General features: G+C 71.7%; 15 protein-coding genes and 2 tRNA genes. 6 read left to right on the forward strand and 11 right to left on the reverse strand.

Going from position 1 to position 17538, the window contains the following annotated elements:
* Positions 1-7 precede the first annotated feature (7 nt).
* From ACIBBD_RS07835 to ACIBBD_RS07855, 5 genes are all read right to left on the reverse strand, one after another.
* The gene (locus ACIBBD_RS07835; protein WP_399418408.1) at positions 8-2338 is read right to left on the reverse strand and encodes a hypothetical protein; all 2331 of its coding nucleotides are present in this window, start codon (positions 2336-2338) and stop codon (positions 8-10) included.
* Positions 2339-2341: 3 nt separating this feature from the next.
* A tRNA-Pro gene (locus ACIBBD_RS07840) sits at positions 2342-2413 on the reverse strand.
* A 5-nt stretch (positions 2414-2418) separates the two neighbouring features.
* Positions 2419-2489: transfer RNA gene (locus ACIBBD_RS07845), tRNA-OTHER, on the reverse strand.
* A gap of 213 nt (positions 2490-2702) precedes the next feature.
* Positions 2703-4016: a nitrate/nitrite transporter gene (locus tag ACIBBD_RS07850; RefSeq protein WP_399418409.1), complete on the reverse strand. Its 1314-nt coding sequence runs from the start codon at positions 4014-4016 to the stop codon at positions 2703-2705.
* Positions 4013-4675 carry a GntR family transcriptional regulator gene (locus ACIBBD_RS07855; RefSeq protein ID WP_399418410.1) on the reverse strand — a complete coding sequence of 221 codons (663 nt, stop codon included), beginning with the start codon at positions 4673-4675 and terminating at the stop codon, positions 4013-4015. The genes ACIBBD_RS07850 and ACIBBD_RS07855 overlap by 4 nt, the downstream gene beginning before the upstream one ends.
* 243 nt (positions 4676-4918) lie before the next feature.
* Here ACIBBD_RS07855 and ACIBBD_RS07860 point away from each other — a divergent pair, with 243 nt between their 5' ends.
* A complete protein-coding gene (locus ACIBBD_RS07860) occupies positions 4919-5821 on the forward strand; it encodes a D-alanyl-D-alanine carboxypeptidase family protein (RefSeq protein ID WP_399418411.1) in 903 nt (300 codons plus the stop codon).
* Positions 5822-5931: 110 nt separating this feature from the next.
* Here the strand turns inward: ACIBBD_RS07860 and ACIBBD_RS07865 are convergent, their stop codons facing one another.
* Complete coding sequence (locus ACIBBD_RS07865; RefSeq protein ID WP_399418412.1) at positions 5932-6756, reverse strand: maleylpyruvate isomerase family mycothiol-dependent enzyme; 825 nt, start codon at positions 6754-6756, stop codon at positions 5932-5934.
* A gap of 181 nt (positions 6757-6937) precedes the next feature.
* On the opposite strand from ACIBBD_RS07865, the gene ACIBBD_RS07870 reads away from it, so the two are divergent.
* On the forward strand, positions 6938-7759 hold the full coding sequence (locus ACIBBD_RS07870) for a carbon-nitrogen family hydrolase (RefSeq protein ID WP_399418413.1): 822 nt from the start codon (positions 6938-6940) through the stop codon (positions 7757-7759).
* 298 nt (positions 7760-8057) lie between these two features.
* Here the strand turns inward: ACIBBD_RS07870 and ACIBBD_RS07875 are convergent, their stop codons facing one another.
* Together ACIBBD_RS07875 and ACIBBD_RS07880 are read right to left on the reverse strand one after the other, a co-directional pair.
* Positions 8058-8552 (reverse strand): LURP-one-related/scramblase family protein, encoded by a 495-nt coding sequence (locus ACIBBD_RS07875; RefSeq protein WP_399418414.1) that lies wholly within the window; start codon positions 8550-8552, stop codon positions 8058-8060.
* Positions 8549-9544: a GlxA family transcriptional regulator gene (locus ACIBBD_RS07880; RefSeq protein WP_399418415.1), complete on the reverse strand. Its 996-nt coding sequence runs from the start codon at positions 9542-9544 to the stop codon at positions 8549-8551. The genes ACIBBD_RS07875 and ACIBBD_RS07880 overlap by 4 nt, the downstream gene beginning before the upstream one ends.
* Positions 9545-9596: 52 nt before the next feature.
* On the opposite strand from ACIBBD_RS07880, the gene ACIBBD_RS07885 reads away from it, so the two are divergent.
* Together ACIBBD_RS07885 and ACIBBD_RS07890 are read left to right on the forward strand one after the other, a co-directional pair.
* On the forward strand, positions 9597-9989 hold the full coding sequence (locus ACIBBD_RS07885; protein ID WP_399418416.1) for a cupin domain-containing protein: 393 nt from the start codon (positions 9597-9599) through the stop codon (positions 9987-9989).
* Positions 9990-10027: 38 nt separating this feature from the next.
* Complete coding sequence (locus tag ACIBBD_RS07890) at positions 10028-11857, forward strand: thioredoxin-like domain-containing protein (protein WP_399418417.1); 1830 nt, start codon at positions 10028-10030, stop codon at positions 11855-11857.
* Positions 11858-11869: 12 nt separating this feature from the next.
* Here the strand turns inward: ACIBBD_RS07890 and ACIBBD_RS07895 are convergent, their stop codons facing one another.
* The 3 genes from ACIBBD_RS07895 to ACIBBD_RS07905 form a co-directional block, all read right to left on the reverse strand.
* Positions 11870-12127 carry a DUF6458 family protein gene (locus ACIBBD_RS07895; RefSeq protein WP_399418418.1) on the reverse strand — a complete coding sequence of 86 codons (258 nt, stop codon included), beginning with the start codon at positions 12125-12127 and terminating at the stop codon, positions 11870-11872.
* Positions 12128-12229: 102 nt separating this feature from the next.
* Entirely contained in the window at positions 12230-13528 is a 1299-nt protein-coding gene (locus ACIBBD_RS07900; protein ID WP_399418419.1) for a M18 family aminopeptidase, read from the reverse strand.
* Between the two features lie 108 nt (positions 13529-13636).
* Entirely contained in the window at positions 13637-15463 is a 1827-nt protein-coding gene (locus ACIBBD_RS07905) for an acyl-CoA dehydrogenase (protein WP_399418420.1), read from the reverse strand.
* A 217-nt stretch (positions 15464-15680) separates the two neighbouring features.
* Between ACIBBD_RS07905 and ACIBBD_RS07910 the strand changes: the two genes are divergently transcribed.
* Positions 15681-16145, forward strand: a complete 465-nt coding sequence (locus ACIBBD_RS07910) for an SseB family protein (protein ID WP_399418421.1) — start codon at positions 15681-15683, stop codon at positions 16143-16145.
* Between the two features lie 139 nt (positions 16146-16284).
* The gene (locus ACIBBD_RS07915; RefSeq protein WP_399418422.1) at positions 16285-17265 is read left to right on the forward strand and encodes a pirin family protein; all 981 of its coding nucleotides are present in this window, start codon (positions 16285-16287) and stop codon (positions 17263-17265) included.
* Positions 17266-17538: the final 273 nt, after the last annotated feature.

Consider the following 17538-nt stretch of genomic DNA (forward strand, 5'->3'; position numbering starts at 1 on the left):
GGTCGGCTCAGGTGTCCCGACGGGCCGCCGCGGTCTCCCCGCTCATCCAGTGGGCCCCGGTGGTCCAGCCCAGCAGCCGTCGGCCCTCGCCCTCGTCCGCCGAGCCGCCCTCGGCGACCTGGCGCAGGCCGGTGAGGGCGGGGGCGAGGCGGGCCTCCACATGGCCCGGGTGGCGGGTGATCTCCTCGGAGAACCGGGCCAGCGTGCGCTCCTGCTCCCGCGGGGTGCACAGGGACAGGTGGAACAGCGTCTGGCGCCAGGCGTAGGCCGCGTCCTTGATGGTGGCCAGGGGACGCGGGTTGCCGTGGACGCGGGCGGTCAGGCGGCAGACGGTGTCGAAGCCGCGGAGGGCCAGGTCCTCCCACCCCGTGGCCGGGGCGATGCCGACCCGGTGCACCAGGGTGGCCAGGTTGTGCGTGGTGAGGATCTGCGCCTGCTCGATCACCGTGCCGTTCGCGGCCACCGACCCGAAGCCCCAGCGCGCGCGGGACGAGGAGGCACCGGCCCGTTCGGCGCACAGCTTCGCGAACGCCGGTGAGGTCCGGGGCCGGATCGTCCGGGTCTGTGCCTCACCGGCCTCGGCGATCGCCAGGTTGCGCACGGCCCGGTAGTCGATGGCGTAGTAGCGCTCGTAGAGCGAACCGCCGCCGAGGAGCTCCGCGGCGACGCGGGCCGCCGCGAGGAACTTCGGGGTGAACGTGCCCATGAAGATGTCCGCGGCCAGCTCCTCGACCAGGGGGGCACCCAGGTCGGCCTCGCGGGCGAGGACGGACAGTTCACGCACGAGCGGGTTGGGCAGGATCGTGCCGGGGAACGCCTGCACGGCCAGCTCGCCGAGCTGCCGCAGCGCGACGGCGGACGCCTCGCCCGCCTCGGTGTCGGAGCGCCGTCCGGCCACGGCCCGCACCCACGGCAGCTCCTCCAGACGCACCTGCCGCTCCAGGTTGAGCAGGAGCAGTGAACGGCGGTTGCGGAAGGCGCGGTAGTGGGCGGCGGCCAGGGTGCGCAGGGACTCCTCGGTGTAGGCCTGCGCGGTGGTGGCGGCGACGAGCTGCGGGACCAGCTCGGCCAGCGCCTCCGCCGACGGCACGACACCGCGCTCCACCAGCGTGCCGAGGGGTGCGCTCAGCGCGGCCTCGACGGGCCGGCGCAGAGCGGGCGGGATCGCCGCCCCCGCGGGCAGGCCGGTCTCCCGCGCCTCCTCCTCGCCGACCGGGGCGATGAGCGGTGCGACCTCGCCGACGCCCTCCTCCCGCGGCAGCCCGGACAGCCGGCGCAGCACCAGCTGGGCCAGCGCGTGGTGCGACGGCAGCGCCGCCTGCGCGGCCTGCTCCCGGCGCAGGGCCGTCAGCTCCGGGGAACCGGGCAGCCCGCGCCGCCGCACCATGGAGGTGACCGCGTGCCGCAGCAGCCCGAGCCGGCGTGCGTCCAGCGGACGTCCGGCGACGGTCTCCTCCAGGGCTCCCCGCAGGATGGCCAGGTTCTGCTTGGGGTCGAGGTGCTTGGTGCAGTACGTGTGCCGGCCGGCGAGGTCGCGGTAGCGGCGCAGCAGCGCGGCGCCCCGCTCGTGCCAGGCGTCGTCGGGCGTGCGCGTCAGGACGGTCGCGCCCTGCCCGTCCTCGGCCGTCTCCAGCCAGTGCGCGAGCAGTTCGTCCCCGAACGGCTGCCAGACGGCGAGTGCCTCCCGCTGCGTCTCCACGGCCCGGTTCGGCCGGCGCCGGCCGAGGGCGTGCGAGGCGTCGCCGACGGTACGGCGGTGCACCGCGTCGGCGCCGGGCGCCGGGCGGTCGGCGGGCGGAGGCGAGAAACGCAGGCGGTCCGCGAACGGGGCGAGTTCCTCGACGAGGTCCAGGGCCGCGTCCGTCTCGCCGGCCCGGGCGAGCCAGGCCACGGTGAGCAGGGCGGCCTCCTCGGGGACGGTCACCTCGTACCGTCCGCTGTCCAGCAGGTCGTAGAGCCGGCTCAGCCCGTCCTCGGACAGCCAGTACGCGAACAGGGCCCGCCGGTCCTGGGGGATCCCCGCCTGCCGCGCGACCTCGGTCTCGTACGGGCGCAGCGGACCGCCGGCCGCGGGCTCGCCGGTGGCGAAGCCGCCGCGGACGACCTCGGGCGTCACCCAGGCGGGCAGCCCGGCGACCGGGGTGCGGGAGCCGATCGCGAGCAGCCCGTTGGCCATGCCGGCGAGGACGGCCCGCCAGGCGCGGCTCTTCTCCCGCGCGCGGTCGCGGGTGTCGGGGTCGTGGTGGGTGCGGGCGGTCCTGAGCGCCTTGGCCAGTTGGCCGGACGCGTAGCCCGGGTTCGCCTCTGCGAGGTGCTGCTGGTCAGCGTCGTGGTTCATAAGCCGACGTGACGGGTTCCGCCCCCGTGCCCTCCGGGTCCCGAGCCCGGTGCTCTACTGCTGAGCTACACGTCGTGGAGCCGACGTGGCGGGTTCCGCCCCCGCGCCCTCCGGGTTGCAGCCCGGTGCTCTGCTGCTGAGCTACACGTCGATGGGCCCTGAGGTTAGACGCCGTACAGGTGTGCGGACAACCGGTTTCGGCGGTGACCGCCCGCGCCGCACGCCGGCCGGTGACCCTCACCGGGCGACGCACTGCCGCGGCCCGCCGGGCCGGAGCGGGCGGCCGGGCCGGAGCGGGCGGCCGGGCTGGAGCGGGCGGCCGCGGAGGGCAGCCGCGGCGCCGCCCGCACCGGCATCCGCTCCGTCACACGGGGACGTGCACCGAGGACACCCGGCTCGCTATCAGCCGCTCCCGCTCGCGCCGGGCCGCCCGCCTGCGCAACCGCAGGATCTGACTCACCCCGAGGGCCTGCAGCACGAACACCGCGGAGAAGGCGACCTGGTAGTCGTCCCCGGTCGCGTCCAGCAGCACGCCGATCGCGAAGAGCGTCGTCATGGAGGCGACGAACCCGCCCATGTTGGTGATCCCGGACGCCGTCCCCTGCCGCTCGGGCGGGTTCGCCGGCCGCGCGAAGTCGAAGCCGATCATCGAGGCCGGTCCGCACGCCCCGAGCACGGTGCACAGCACCACCAGCAGCCACATCGGCGCGCGCCCGCCGGGGTACGCCAGCGTCGCCGCCCACAGCAGCGCGGTCACCCCGACGGTCCCGAGGGCGAGCGGCAGCCGCGCCCCGTGGTGCCGGGCGACGACCTGCCCGTACACGAGCCCGACGACCATGTTGGACAGGACGACGAGGGTGAGCAGCTCCCCGGCGGTGGCCCGGCTGAGTCCCTGCGCCTCGACGAGGAAGGGCATCCCCCACAGCAGCAGGAACACCATCGCCGGGAACTGGGTGGTGAAGTGCACCCACAGCCCCAGCCGCGTCCCCGGCTCGCGCCAGGACGCGGCGATCTGCCGCCGTACGTACGCGGCCCCCTGGTGGGGGAAGGGCTCCGGCTCGTGCCCCTCGGGGTGGTCCTTCAGGAACAGCACCAGCAGCACCAGGACCACGACGCCCGCGAGCGCGCTGCCCGCGAAGGCCGCCGTCCATCCCACCCCGTGCAGCAGCCGCGCCAGCACCAGCGTGGAGACGAGGTTGCCCGCCATGCCCGCCAGCCCCGCGAACTGCGCGACCAGCGGCCCGCGCCGGGCGGGGAACCACCGTGTGCCGAGCCGCAGCACGCTGATGAAGGTCATCGCGTCGCCGCACCCGAGCAGCGCCCGCGAGGCGAGCGCCATGCCGTACGACGGTGAGAAGGCGAACCCGAGCTGCCCGGCCGTGAACAGCACGACCCCGATGGCCAGCACCTTCTTGGTGCCGAGCCGGTCGACCAGCAGACCGACAGGTATCTGCATGCCGGCGTAGACCAGCAGTTGGAGGATCGAGAAGGTGGACAGCGCGGAGGCGTTCACATGGAAGCGGTCGGCGGCGTCGAGGCCCGCCACGCCCAGCGAGGTACGGAAGATGACGGCGACGAAGTAGACGGAGACCCCGATCCCCCAGACGGCGACAGCGCGCCGTCCACCGGGCGGGTCCCCCGGAAGGGTGGGGTTGCCGACCGGCCTGTCCGGCCTCATCGGACCTCCCCCCGCGCCAGGTGCGAGAACCAGCCGACGTGCCGGTGGACCAGCCCCACGGCCGTCTCCGCGTCACCGGAGCGGAGCGCCTCCAGGATCTCCTCGTGCTCGACGAGGGTCTTGGCGATCCGGTCGGGGTGGGAGTGCAGTACGGCGACGCCCATCCGCAGTTGCCGGTCGCGCAGTTGGTCGTACAGCCGCGACAGGATTTCGTTGCCGCCGCTGCGGACGATCTCGGCGTGGAAGCAGCGGTCGGTGACGGCGGCTCCGGCCAGGTCGCCGGCGGCGGCCTGCGCCTTCTGCTGCGCGAGCAGTTCCTCCAGCCGCGCGATGAGGCCCGGCGGGGCGGGTACGGCCTTGCGCGCCGCGTGCTCCTCCACCAGCAGCCGGGTCTCCACCACGTCCGCGATCTCCTGCGCGGACACCGGCAGGACCAGTGCGCCCTTCTTCGGGTAGAGCTTGATCAGCCCCTCCACCTCCAGGCGCAGCAGCGCCTCGCGCACGGGCGTGCGCGAGACCCCGACGGCCTCGGCCAGCTCGCCTTCGGTGAGGAGCGTGCCGCCCTCGTAAAGGCGGTCGAGGACGCCCTGTTTGACGTGGGCGTAGACGCGGTCGGCGGCGGGTGGCTGCTTGAGGGGAGCGGGTGGGGCCGAAGGCATGTCCACAGGATAGATACAACACGTACGCATCGGTGCCCCGCGTCCACCATGCGGACCGGGAGGGGGCCGCCCGGGGGATGAGAATCACCGGCAGGAGGGACAGGAGGGGACGTCGGGAAACTCCGCGCAGCGGACGCACAACCTTCTGTGCTACTTACGTGTCACACACATGCGGCCCCATCTGCTTTCCCCCTCCAACTCGGCCGCACCGCAGGGGCATTCGACGTAATCGGGGTATTTCAGTTGATAACCGCCAGCAAGGGCTTCCGTGTCCGCAGGGCCGCAGCCGTCGCCGTGACGACCGGCGCAGTGCTCGTCACCGGTGCCCTCACCGCGGCGCCCGCACAAGCTGTCACGGTGCCCACGATCACCGCCAAGAGCGGTTTCGTGATGAACGGCGCCACGGGCAAGGCGCTCTACGCCAAGGCCGCTGACACCAAGAGGCTCACCGCCTCGACCACGAAGATCATGACCGCGAAGGTCGTGCTCTCCCAGACGAACCTGAACCTGGACGCCAAGGTCACCATCCAGAAGGCGTACAGCGACTACATCATCGCCAACAACTACGCCTCCAACGCCAAGCTGATCGTCGGCGACAAGGTCACCGTCCGTCAGCTGCTGTACGGGCTGATGCTGCCCTCGGGCTGCGACGCCGCGTACGCGCTCGCCGACAAGTTCGGCACCGGCACCACCCGGGCCGCGCGCGTCAAGAACTTCATCGCCAAGATGAACAACAAGGCGAAGCAGCTCGGCATGACCAACACGCACTTCGACTCGTTCGACGGCATCAGCAAGGGCTCGAACTACTCGACGGCGCGCGACCTCACGCTCCTCGCCCGGAGCGCGATGAAGAGCACCACGTTCAAGACCGTCGTGAAGGCCAAGTCGTACACGGCCAAGACGATCACCAAGACCGGTGCGACGCGCACGATGGCGCCGTGGACGAACACGAACACCCTCCTCGGCTGGAACGGCACGCTCGGCGTGAAGACCGGTTCCGGTACCGAGGCCAAGTACTGCCTCGTCTTCGCCGCCACGCTCAACGGCAAGTCGGTCATGGGCACGGTCCTCACCTCCTCCTCGGCGGCCAACCGCACGACGGACGTGAAGAAGCTCATCAACTTCGGCTACGCGAAGATCAGCTGACGTCGGCACAGCACGCGCACGGGCCCGTCGTGAACACTCACGACGGGCCCGTTGCGCGTAAGGCGGCCGCGTCCTGCCGCTGCCGCGTCGTACCGCTGCCGCGTCGACCGCTACCGCGTCACCGCGAAGTTCCGCAGGATCGCCGCCGTCAGCTCCGGATCGCCCTCCGCCTTCACCCGGTCCGCGACCGCCTCCGGGGTCACCCGGCCGCAGGCGAGGCGGACGTACGTCTCCCAGTCGAGGGTGAAGGCGGCGGCGGGCCCGAGGGCGGGGGCCGTCTCCAGGGTGCCGCGGCCCTGGATGTCGACCCGGATCGTGCGCAGGAACTCCACGGGCCCGTGCACGTCGAAGACGATCGCCGAGCTGCGCGGGGCGTCGGCCTTGCCGGCGACGACGGCGGGGAGCGCCTCGAGGAGCACGTCACGGGCGACGTACGCGCCGGGGGAGTCGAGGTTGCCGGGGCGGCCGAGGGAGGCGCGCAGGTCCTGCTCGTGCACCCACACGTTGAACGCGTGGTTGCGCATGGACTCCTCGAGGGTGAGCTCGGTACCGAGGGGACCGCGCACCTTGGTGCCGGGGTCGCGCGACTCGTTCCGCAGCTGGCGGTTGCGGCGGATGATCGTGTACTCCAGCTCGGACGTCATCTCCGGTGCCGTGTGGTGACGGCGGACGTCGACCTGCATCTCCATGTAGCGCTGGAGGTCGGTGGTGACGTGGAACAGGTCGCGCGGGAGGGAGTGGATGGGCCGCGGGTCGCCGTACATCTCGCAGTCCAGGCCGATGACGTGCGACACGATGTCGCGCACCGACCAGCCCGGGCACGGGGTGCGGCGGTTCCAGTCCGCCTCCACCAGTGGCTGCACCAGCTCGGATATCGCTTCGATGGAGTGCGTCCAGGCGTCGGCGTAGGGCTGGAGGGTGGGATGCAGACTCACGGAACGGGACCCCTCGGCGGTCGGTACTCGGGCGGTTGGTGCGGCGGCTTTGCCTGCGGGAGGTGGCTGTCGGCGGGTGTCTCGGAACGTTAAGTTACGCTGCTGAGAGGCAACCCGGCAGTGCTTTCGTGTGACGATCGTAGGCCTGTGTGGACGGCTCGAATGCCAGGACGGTGGTAGTGTGCGCGCCTCTCTGATCCAGATCGCCGTGGAAGAGGGCGAATCGGTCGAAGCGCGGCGGACGCGGGTTGCCTCGCTGGTGCGCGAGCAGGCCGGTGCCGCCGACCTCGTCGTGCTGCCGGAGCTGTGGACGACCGGGGCGTTCGCCTACGAGGAGTTCGGCAGCGAGGCGGAACCGCTGCAGGGCCCGACCTTCGAGGCGATGGCCAAGGCCGCGAGCGACGCGGGCGTCTGGCTGCACGCCGGGTCGATCCCCGAACGGGCTCCGTCCGACAGCGGCTCCGCCGCGGGTGACGGCCCCCTCTACAACACGTCTCTCGTCTTCTCCCCCTCCGGTGAACTGGCCGCCGCCTACCGCAAGATTCACCGCTTCGGCTTCGACAAGGGCGAGGCCGTCCTGATGGGCGCGGGGAGCGAACTGGTGACGGTACGGCTCCCCGGCACGACCCTCGGTGTGGCCACCTGCTACGACCTCCGTTTCCCCGAGCTCTTCCGCGGCCTCGTCGACGCCGGTGCCGAGACCCTGGTGGTGCCGGCGGGCTGGCCGGAGCGCCGCCGGGGGCACTGGACGCTGCTGGCCCGGGCGAGGGCGGTCGAGAACCAGGCGTTCGTGCTCGCGTGTGGAACGGCCGGGACGCACGCGGGAGTTCCGCAGGCGGGTCACTCGATCGTGGTCGATCCGTGGGGCGAGGTGCTCGCGGAGGCCGGACACGGCGAGCAGGTGCTCACGGTGGAGTTCGACCCGGCGAAGGTCGCGACGACCCGGGAGCAGTTCCCGGCCCTGAAGGACCGCGTACTGGGCCTGCGCCCTCCCCGCGGCTGAGCGGCCCCCCGCCCGGCGGAGTGACCTCCGCCGGCGCGGAATGACCTCCGCCGGTGCTGAGCGGCTCGGGGTTGCGTGGCCCGGGTCCGGGCTGACCGGCTCGGGTTGAGAGGCCCCCCGCCGGGGCTGGCGGCTCGGGATTGAGAGCTTCCCACCGCGGCTGGAGCGGAGCGGCCCCCGCCGGACCGGCTGCGGCGCCCGGACCCGTACGGGCGTGGCGGCCATGGCGACCGTGGAGGCGCCTGGGACATCCGGGCCGGCGACCGGCACGCCCGGCCGGATCCGCCGGACAGCACACCTAGTCCTCCCGCTCCTTCTCCGCCAGGTGGATCACGCACACCGCCACCGCGATCAGCAGGGCCGGGTCGGCGTCCTCCCGGAGGACGTCGACGCCGTACGTCTCCCGTACGTGCAGCCAGCGCCGGGAGACGACGGCCAGCGGTTCGCCGTCGTACTCGACGGCGAACTCCCGGTCGAGGATCTTGCCGCTGACGTCGAGCACGGTACGGCCGTCCGCCAGGGAGACGCGGTAGTGGTTGCGCAGCAGCGACAGCCGTTTGCGGCGGATGGTCGCCAGGGGCTCGCCGTCCCGTTCGATCACCATCGTGTCGCGCAGGGCGAACATCTTCTGGCGGATGTCGATCAGGACCTGTCCGCGGGTGTCCTTCAGCTCGAAGGTGTCCCGCATCCGGATCGCCTTGCCGTCGACGAGGTAGACCTTGTGGCCGCGGTCGTCCTCGATCCAGTAGTCGTCACCGAAGCCGAGGATCCGGTCGCGTACGAGGAATCTCATACGGTCAGCGCTTCCCCGGCGGCCGGTCCGAAACGCCGCCGGTAGGCCGACGGGCTGAGTCCGGTCTCGCGGCGCAGCCGCGTCCGGAGGTTCGCGGCGGTCCCCAGCCCGCTCCTCGCCGCGACCACGTCCAGCCGCTCCTCCCCGCGCTCGATCAGCCGGCACGCCAGGGCCACCCGCTCCCCCGTCAGCCAGGCCAGCGGTGTCGTGCCGAGCTGGGCGCGGAAACGCCGGTGCAGCGTGGCCGGCGACACCGCCGCGCGGGCCGCCAGGTCCGCCACCGTCAGCGGCTCCCCCAGCCGCTCCTGCGCCCACGCCAGCAACGGCCCCAGGGACTCGTCCCGCGTCTCGGGCACCGGCCGTTCCACGAACTGCCGCTGCCCGCCGTCCCTGTGGGCGGCGAACACCAGCCGGCGGGAGAAGGCGTTGGCGATCTCGGCGCCGTGGTCGCGGCGTACGACGTGCAGCCCGAGGTCGAGCGCGGCGGCGCTGCCCGCGGCGGTCAGCAGGTCGCCCTCGTCGACGAAGAGCACGTCGGACTCGAGCCGCACCCGCGGATGCAGTTCCCGGAAGGTGTCGGCCCACATCCAGTGGGTGGTGGCACGGCGTCCGTCGAGCAGCCCGGCCTCGGCGAGCGCGAAGGTGCCCGTGCAGAAACTCATGACGCGTGCCCCGCGCGCGTGGGCGCGCCGGATGGCGTCCAGGACGTCCTCCCCACGCGGGACGACGTTGTCGGGCCGGCCCGGCACGACGAGGGTGTCCGCCGAGTCGACGGCGTCGAGACCGGCCGTGCCGGTCAGCGTGAAGAAGCCGTGGTTCATCCGCACCGAGCGCGTGGGCGTGCACAGGGTGACCCGGTACAGCGGCTGCGGCCGGCCGAGTTCGGGGCGGGGCAGGCCGAACAGCTCGGTGGCGACCCCGACCTCGAACGGGTTGGTGCCCTCGTCGACGATGACGGCGACCCGGTGCGGCTGAGAGGATTCTTGCGGCATATGCGATTCCTAGCACTCGTGCGGGCCCCGCGCCACGGCCGAGGATGACGCCATGACCCACGAACCCGTCGTCCTGTCCGCCGCCCTCGCCTCCTTCTCGGAGCAGTGGAGCCCGCGCATCGTCACCGCCGTCAACGACTACGACGTCCGCGTCGCGAAGGCCGAGGGCGAGCACCTCTGGCACGTCCACGACCACACCGACGAGTTCTTCCTGGTCCTCGACGGCGAGCTGCGGATCTCCCTGCGCGAGGCCGACGGCGAACGCACGGTGACCCTCCCCAAGGGCGCCGTCTTCACCGTGCCGCGCGGCACCGAGCACAAGCCGTACGCGCCCGTGCCCACCGAGATCCTGGTGTTCGAGCCCACCGGAACCTCCACCGTCGGCGACCGCCACGACGAGGTACCGGACCACGTGGACGCGACCACGGGGCACGCGCTGGGGTGACCGTCGGTGCTGTCGGTGGCGAGTGGCACCCTTGATCCATGACCGACGCATCCCCGGCCCCGACCTCCCGCCGCGCCCGTGTCCGCGCCCCCGAGCTGATCGGCAAGGGCGGCTGGCTGAACACGGGCGGCCGGCAGTACACCCTCGCCGACCTGCGAGGACGCATTGTCATCGTGGACTTTTGGACGTTCTGCTGCATCAACTGTCTGCACGTCCTGGACGAGCTGCGCGAGCTGGAGGAGAAGCACCGGGACACGGTGGTCGTCATCGGTGTCCACTCGCCCAAGTTCGTCCACGAGGCGGACCACCGGGCGGTCGTCGACGCGGTGGAGCGCTACGGGGTCGAACATCCCGTCCTGGACGACCCCGAGCTCGCCACCTGGAAGCAGTACGCCGTGCGCGCGTGGCCGACGCTCGTCGTCATCGACCCCGAGGGGTACGTCGTCGCGCAGCACGCGGGCGAGGGCCATGTGCACGCCATCGAGCGGCTGGTGACGGAGCTGGAGGCCGAGCACGAGGCGAAGGGCACCCTGCGCCGGGGCGACGGGCCGTACGTGGCGCCGGAGCCCGAGCCGACGGCCCTGCGCTTCCCCGGCAAGGCGGTCCTGCTTCCGTCGGGGACCTTCCTGGTCAGCGACACCACCCGGCACCAGCTGGTGGAGCTGGCCGCCGACGGCGAGAGCGTCGTGCGCCGCATCGGTTCCGGCACGCGCGGTTTCGCCGACGGCACGGCGGACGCGGCCGCCTTCAGCGAGCCGCAGGGCCTCGCCCTCCTCGACGACACCTCGGTCGTCGTCGCCGACACCGTCAACCACGCCCTGCGCCGGGTCGACCTGGTCTCCGGTGCGGTGACGACGCTGGCGGGCACCGGGCAGCAGTGGTGGCAGGGCTCGGCGACGTCCGGCCCGGCTCGCGAGATCGACCTGTCCTCACCGTGGGACGTGGCCCTGTTCGGAGGCAGGGTGTGGATCGCGATGGCGGGCGTCCACCAGCTGTGGACGTACGACCCGGCCGCCGGCACGGTCGAGGCGGCGGCCGGCACCACCAACGAGGGCCTCGTCGACGCCCCCGCCGCCGAGGCCTGGTTCGCGCAGCCGTCCGGGCTGGCGGCCACCGCCGACCGGCTCTGGCTCGCCGACTCCGAGACCTCCGCGCTGCGCTGGGTGGACCTCGACGGCCAGGTCCACACCGCCGTCGGCACCGGCCTGTTCGACTTCGGTCACCGTGACGGCGCCGCCGGCCAGGCGCTCTTCCAGCACCCGCTGGGCGTCACCGCGCTGCCCGACGGCTCGGTCGCGGTCAGCGACACCTACAACCACGCCCTGCGCCGCTACGACCCGGCGACGGGCGAGGTGACGACGCTGGCGACGGATCTGCGGGAGCCCAGTGACGCGGTCCTCGTGGGCGACGACATCGTGGTCGTCGAGTCCGCCCGCCACCGCCTGACCCGTCTGCGTCTGCCGGAGGAGGCGGTCCGCGTGGAGGCCGTCGCCCACCGCACCCGGCGCGAGGCCACCGAAGTGGCGCCCGGTGAAGTCGCGTTGGACGTGATCTTCCAGGCCCCCGCGGGGCAGAAGCTGGACACGCGGTACGGCCCCTCCACCCGCCTCCTGGTCTCCTCCACCCCGCCCGAGCTGTTGCTGTCGGGGGAGGGTGCGGGCACGGAACTCTCCCGCACGCTGGAGCTCGACCCGGAGGTGGGAGAAGGGGTGCTGCACGTCTCCGCGATGGCCGCGTCCTGCGACGACGATCCCGCCAACGAGTACCCGGCCTGCCATGTCCACCAGCAGGACTGGGGTGTTCCGGTGCTGCTCACCGAGAACGGCGCCGACCGGCTGCCATTGGTGCTGGCCGGCCTGGACGCCTGATCCCGGCGAGGGTCACACGCCGTACCCGTCGTTGTATCCGCCGCGGTGATGGTGGTGGTGGCGTTCCTCCTCGACGACGGTCGTCGAGGCCGGAGGCACCACCACGCGGCGGCGCCGGGCGATGCTGCTGAAGGTCGTCACGCCGATCAGGCCGACGATCATCAGGATGACGCCGACCAGGTCGAGGTTGACCCCCTGCATGTCCCAGTCGGTCGCGAACGTGAGGATGGCTCCCACGGCGATGAGGATGATGCACCCGCCGAGGCCCATGAGTGTCGCCTCCCTGTCCGGTCTACCGGTCGTTCCGGTGTCCGCATCCGTGTACCCCGGCGGGCAACTCCCATGCGGGAGCCAGCGTTTACGCAGGTGGGGCTAGCCCTCCAGGAACGCCGTCAGCGCGTTCGCCAGCAGGTAGGGGTCGTCCGCGCCGCTCAACTCCCGGGCGCTGTGCATCGACAGGATGGCCACGCCGATGTCCACGGTGCGGATGCCGTGCCGGGCCGCGGTGATCGGGCCGATCGTCGTGCCGCAGGGCATGGAGTTGTTGGAGACGAAGGACTGGAAGGGGACCTGGGCCTTCTCGCAGGCGGCGGCGAAGACCGCCCGGCCCGAACCGTCGGTGGCGTACCGGTTGTTGACGTTGACCTTGAGGAGGGGGCCGCCGTTGACACGCGGGTGGTGCGTCGGGTCGTGCCGCTCCGCGTAGTTGGGGTGGACGGCGTGACCGGTGTCGGAGGAGAGACAGACGGTGCCGGCGAAGGCCCGCGCCCGGTCCTCGTACGACCCTCCGCGCGCGAACACCGAGCGCTCCAGCACGCTGCCGAGCAGCGGCCCGTCCGCGCCGGTGTCGGACTGCGAGCCGTTCTCCTCGTGGTCGAAGGCGGCGAGCACCGGGATGCAGGGCAGGCCGGCCCCGCCGGTCGCGACGGCCACCAGCGCCGCCGTACCGGCGTGTACGGACAGCAGGTTGTCCATGCGCGGGCCGGCCACCAGTTCCTCGTCGCGGCCCAGGTAGGCGGGCGGCTCGACGGAGTGCGTCATCAGGTCCCAGCCGGTGACCTCGCCCGCGGGCAGCCCCGCCTCCTCCTCCAGGAAGGCGATCAGGTCGCCGTCGTGGACGTCGTTGCCGAGGCCCCAGACGGGCTGGAGGTGGCGCTGCTTGTCGAGCTTCAGCCCCTCCGTGGACACGGCCCGGTCCAGGTGGATGGCGAGCTGCGGCACCCGCAGCAGTGGCCGGGCGACGTTCACCAGGTGGGTCGAGCCGTCGCGCAGGGTCAGCCGGCCGGCGATGCCCAGGTCCCGGTCGAGCCAGGAGTTGAGCAGCGGTCCGCCGTAGATCTCGACGGCGATCTGCCGCCAGCCGTGCGCGCCGGTGTCGGGCAGCGGCTTGACGCGGAGGTTCGGCGAGTCGGTGTGGGCGCCGACGATCCGGAAGGGGGTGTGCGGCGTGGCGCCCTCGGGGACGTACCAGGCCACGATCGCGCCGCCGCGCAGCACGTACTTGCCGCCGCTCGCCCCGTCCCAGGCGTCCGTCTCGGCGACCTGCCGGAAACCTGCCTTCTCCAGCCGTTCCGCGGCGTTCGCCACGGCGTGGTAGGGCGACGGGCTGGCCGTCAGGAAGGACATGAGGTCGTCGGTGTGGCCGCGGTCGAAGCGGGAGGGTTCGCTCATGGGGTTCACCTTAACGACGTACGAGGGCCCGCTCCCGGTGAAGGGAGCGGGCCCTCGTGAGGACGATGTGGAGTTTGTGGCAGCCGGCGGACGGAGCCCGGAGGTGTCCTAGAAGGCGGCCTCGTCCAGCTCCATCAGGTCCAGCTCGACGCCCTCGGCGACCTTGCGGGCCAGGGTGACGCCCGGCAGGACGTTCGCCGCGAAGAACTTCGCCGCCGCGATCTTGCCGGTGTAGAAGGCCCTGTCCTTGACGGAGGCCGTCTCGAGCTTCTCGGCGGCGACCGCGGCGCCCTTCAGCAGCAGGTAGCCGACGACGACGTCACCGGAGGCCATCAGCAGGCGGGTGGTGTTCAGGCCCACCTTGTAGATGTTCTTGACGTCCTGCTCGGTGGCGGCGAGGTCGGTCAGCATCAGGCCGACGATCGCCTCCAGCTCCACGGCCGCCTTGGCCAGGTGCTCGCGGGCGCCGGCGAGCTCCTCGCCGCCGGTGCCGAGGGCCAGGAACTTCTTGATGTCCTCGGCGAGGGAGTTCAGGGCGGCGCCCTGGTTGCGGACGATCTTCCGGAAGAAGAAGTCCTGGCCCTGGATCGCCGTGGTGCCCTCGTACAGGGTGTCGATCTTGGCGTCGCGGATGTACTGCTCGATCGGGTACTCCTGCAGGAAGCCGGAGCCGCCGAAGGTCTGCAGCGACTGGGCGAGCTGCTCGTAGCCCTTCTCGGAGCCGTAGCCCTTGACGATCGGCAGGAGCAGGTCGTTGAGCGCGTGCTCGGCGGAGGAGTCCTCGCCGTTCGCCTCCTTGACGGCGATGGCGTCCTGGATGGAGGCGGTGTACAGCACCAGCGCGCGCATGCCCTCGGCGTAGGCCTTCTGCGTGATCAGCGCGCGGCGGACGTCGGGGTGGTGGGTGATGGTGACCTTGGGCGCGGTCTTGTCCATGAAGTTGGCCAGGTCGGGTCCCTGGACGCGCTCCTTGGCGTACTCCAGCGCGTTGAGGTAGCCCGTCGACAGGGTGGAGATCGCCTTCGTGCCGACCATCATGCGGGCGAACTCGATGATGCGGAACATCTGGCGGATGCCGTCGTGCTTGTCGCCGATCAGCCAGCCCTTGGCGGGGTGCTGGTCGCCGAAGGTCATCTCGCAGGTGTTGGAGGCCTTCAGGCCCATCTTGTGCTCGACGTTCGTGGCGTAGACGCCGTTGCGCTCGCCCAGCTCGCCGGTCTCGAAGTCGAAGAGGTACTTCGGGACGAGGAAGAGGGAGAGCCCCTTGGTGCCGGGTCCGGCGCCCTCGGGGCGCGCGAGCACGTAGTGGAGGATGTTCTCCGACATGTCGTGCTCACCGGAGGTGATGAACCGCTTCACGCCCTCGATGTGCCAGGAGCCGTCCTCCTGCTGGACCGCCTTGGTGCGGCCGGCACCGACGTCCGAGCCGGCGTCCGGCTCGGTGAGGACCATGGTGGAGCCCCACTGCTTCTCGACGGCGATCTGGGCGATCTTCTTCTGGACCTCGTTGCCCTCGTCGAAGAGGATGCCGGCGAAGGCGGGGCCGGAGGAGTACATCCACACGGCCGGGTTCGCGCCGAGGATCAGCTCGGCGTACGACCAGATCAGGGACGGCGGAGCGGTCGTGCCGCCGATCTCCTCGGGCAGGCCGAGGCGCCAGTACTCGGAGTCCATGAAGGCCTGGTAGCTCTTCTTGAAGGAGGCCGGCACGGGCGCGGTGTTGGTCTCCGGGTCGAAGACCGGGGGGTTGCGGTCGGCGTCCGCGAAGGACTCGGCCAGCTCGTTCTCCGCGAGGCGGGTCAGCTCCTCGAGGATGCTCTTGGCGGTCTCGGTGTCCATCTCCTCGAACGGGCCGGTGCCGTACAGCTTGTCGCGCCCGAGTACTTCGAAGAGGTTGAACTCGATGTCGCGGAGATTCGACTTGTAGTGCCCCATGGCGGACGGCTCCCGGCTCCGTTAGAGAGATCGGCGAGGCACTGAGATCCTCGCTCTAGTTCACGTACCAACAAGTAGCTACGATGATGCTACCCGTCGGTAATAAGTCGCAACCCCGATCCGGAAGTGTGACGCGTCAGACGGGCGGGACCGCCGGGCGGCCCCTCGGCACCCGTACCGTCCCCGCCCGGGGAACGCTCTCGGTACGCTTGCGCCCATGTACGGCTACGACCAGAACGTCGGCGCTCAGCAGCAGTACGCCCCGCCGCAGCAGCCCATGGCCGGCGGATACGGACAGCAGCCGCCCCTCTACCCCGAGCCGTCCCCGCCCTCGCTCGCGGACGCGGTGCGGGCCTTCACCACCGGGCAGCTGGCCGCCGAGGACTTCCAGCAGGTCTTCGCGACCTCGAAGGTCTACTGTCCGCGCGGCGACAACCCCGGGTTCCTCGCCCTGCACAACACCCAGCAGCCGGTGATCCCGATGTTCACCACGCTCAAGGAGCTGCGCCGGTACGCGGGCAAGGAGTCCAAGTACTTCGTGATCACGGGCGCCGAGGTGCTCGACCTGCTGCCCACCGGCTACGGCTTCGTCCTCGACATGGAGGGCGAGCACCGGATGGTCTTCGACGCCAAGGCGGTCGAGCAGATGGTCGACTTCGCGATGCGCCGGATGTACGGCTGACAGCCTTCCCGGCGGCCGGAGAGGGTCGTCGAGGCGGTGGAGCCCGGAGGGAATGCCCTCCGGGCTCTCGTCGTTCTGGGTGGCAGAAAGTTCAACGCTCAACTAAACTGGGACGTACGTCGCCCAAGGAGGTACCGACATGCCTGCTGTGACCGTCGCGAACCCGCTGACGCTGCCCCGCGTGACCGCACCGGCCGACGCCGTGGCACGTCCCGTGCTCGCCGTCACGACCGCGCCGAGCGGTTTCGAGGGCGAGGGCTTCCCGGTGCGCCGGGCGTTCGCCGGGATCCACTACCGTCACCTCGACCCGTTCATCATGATGGACCAGATGGGCGAGGTGGAGTACGCGCCGGGCGAGCCGAAGGGCACCCCGTGGCATCCGCACCGGGGCTTCGAGACCGTCACGTACATCATCGACGGCATCTTCGACCACCAGGACAGCAACGGTGGGGGCGGCACCATCACCAACGGTGACACCCAGTGGATGACGGCCGGCTCGGGCCTGCTGCACATCGAGGCGCCGCCGGAGCACCTCGTCATGTCCGGCGGCCTCTTCCACGGCCTGCAGCTGTGGGTGAACCTGCCGGCCAAGGACAAGATGATGGCCCCGCGCTACCAGGACATCCGCGGCGGCAACGTCCAGCTGCTGACCTCCCCCGACGGCGGCGCGCTGCTGCGCGTCATCGCGGGCGAACTGGACGGCCACGCGGGCCCCGGCATCACGCACACGCCGATCACGATGATCCACGCCACGCTGGCGCCGGGTGCGGAGATCACCCTGCCGTGGCGCGAGGACTTCAACGGCCTCGCGTACGTCCTCGCGGGCAAGGGCGCGGTCGGCACGGAGCGCCGCCCGGTCCACGTGGGCCAGACGGCGGTCTTCGGCGCCGGCTCGTCCCTCACCGTCCGCGCCGACGAGCGGCAGGACTCCCACACCCCCGACCTCGAGGTCGTCCTCCTGGGCGGCCGCCCCATCCGCGAGCCCATGGTCCACTACGGCCCGTTCGTCATGAACACCAAGGACGAACTGATGCAGGCCTTCGAGGACTTCCAGAAGGGCCGCCTGGGCACCATCCCGGCGGTGCACGGGATGACGGAGGAGGGCCCGCAGGAGGCCTGAGCTCCGATACGGCAGGAGCAGGCCCGAAGCCGCAACTCTAGTGAGCGGCTTCGGGCCTGTTCACGTCCCGGCGCTGCTTGCGACCTGCGGCAAGACCCAGAGTGTGCTCGTGGAGCACGCTCTCGGCACCGTCGAGGCCGGTCGCGGCGGCGATTCCGGGTCGGCCGGCTCCCTCGTCGGGCCGCAGGGCGGATCCGGCATGTGCGTACTCTCGGCTCCTGCACACGTCGACGGCCGGGAACCGGGTCTGCGGAGTCCGTCACCCGGTCGGAC

Source organism: Streptomyces sp. NPDC051315 (assembly GCF_044455165.1).
Classification (GTDB): Bacteria; Actinomycetota; Actinomycetes; order Streptomycetales; family Streptomycetaceae; genus Streptomyces.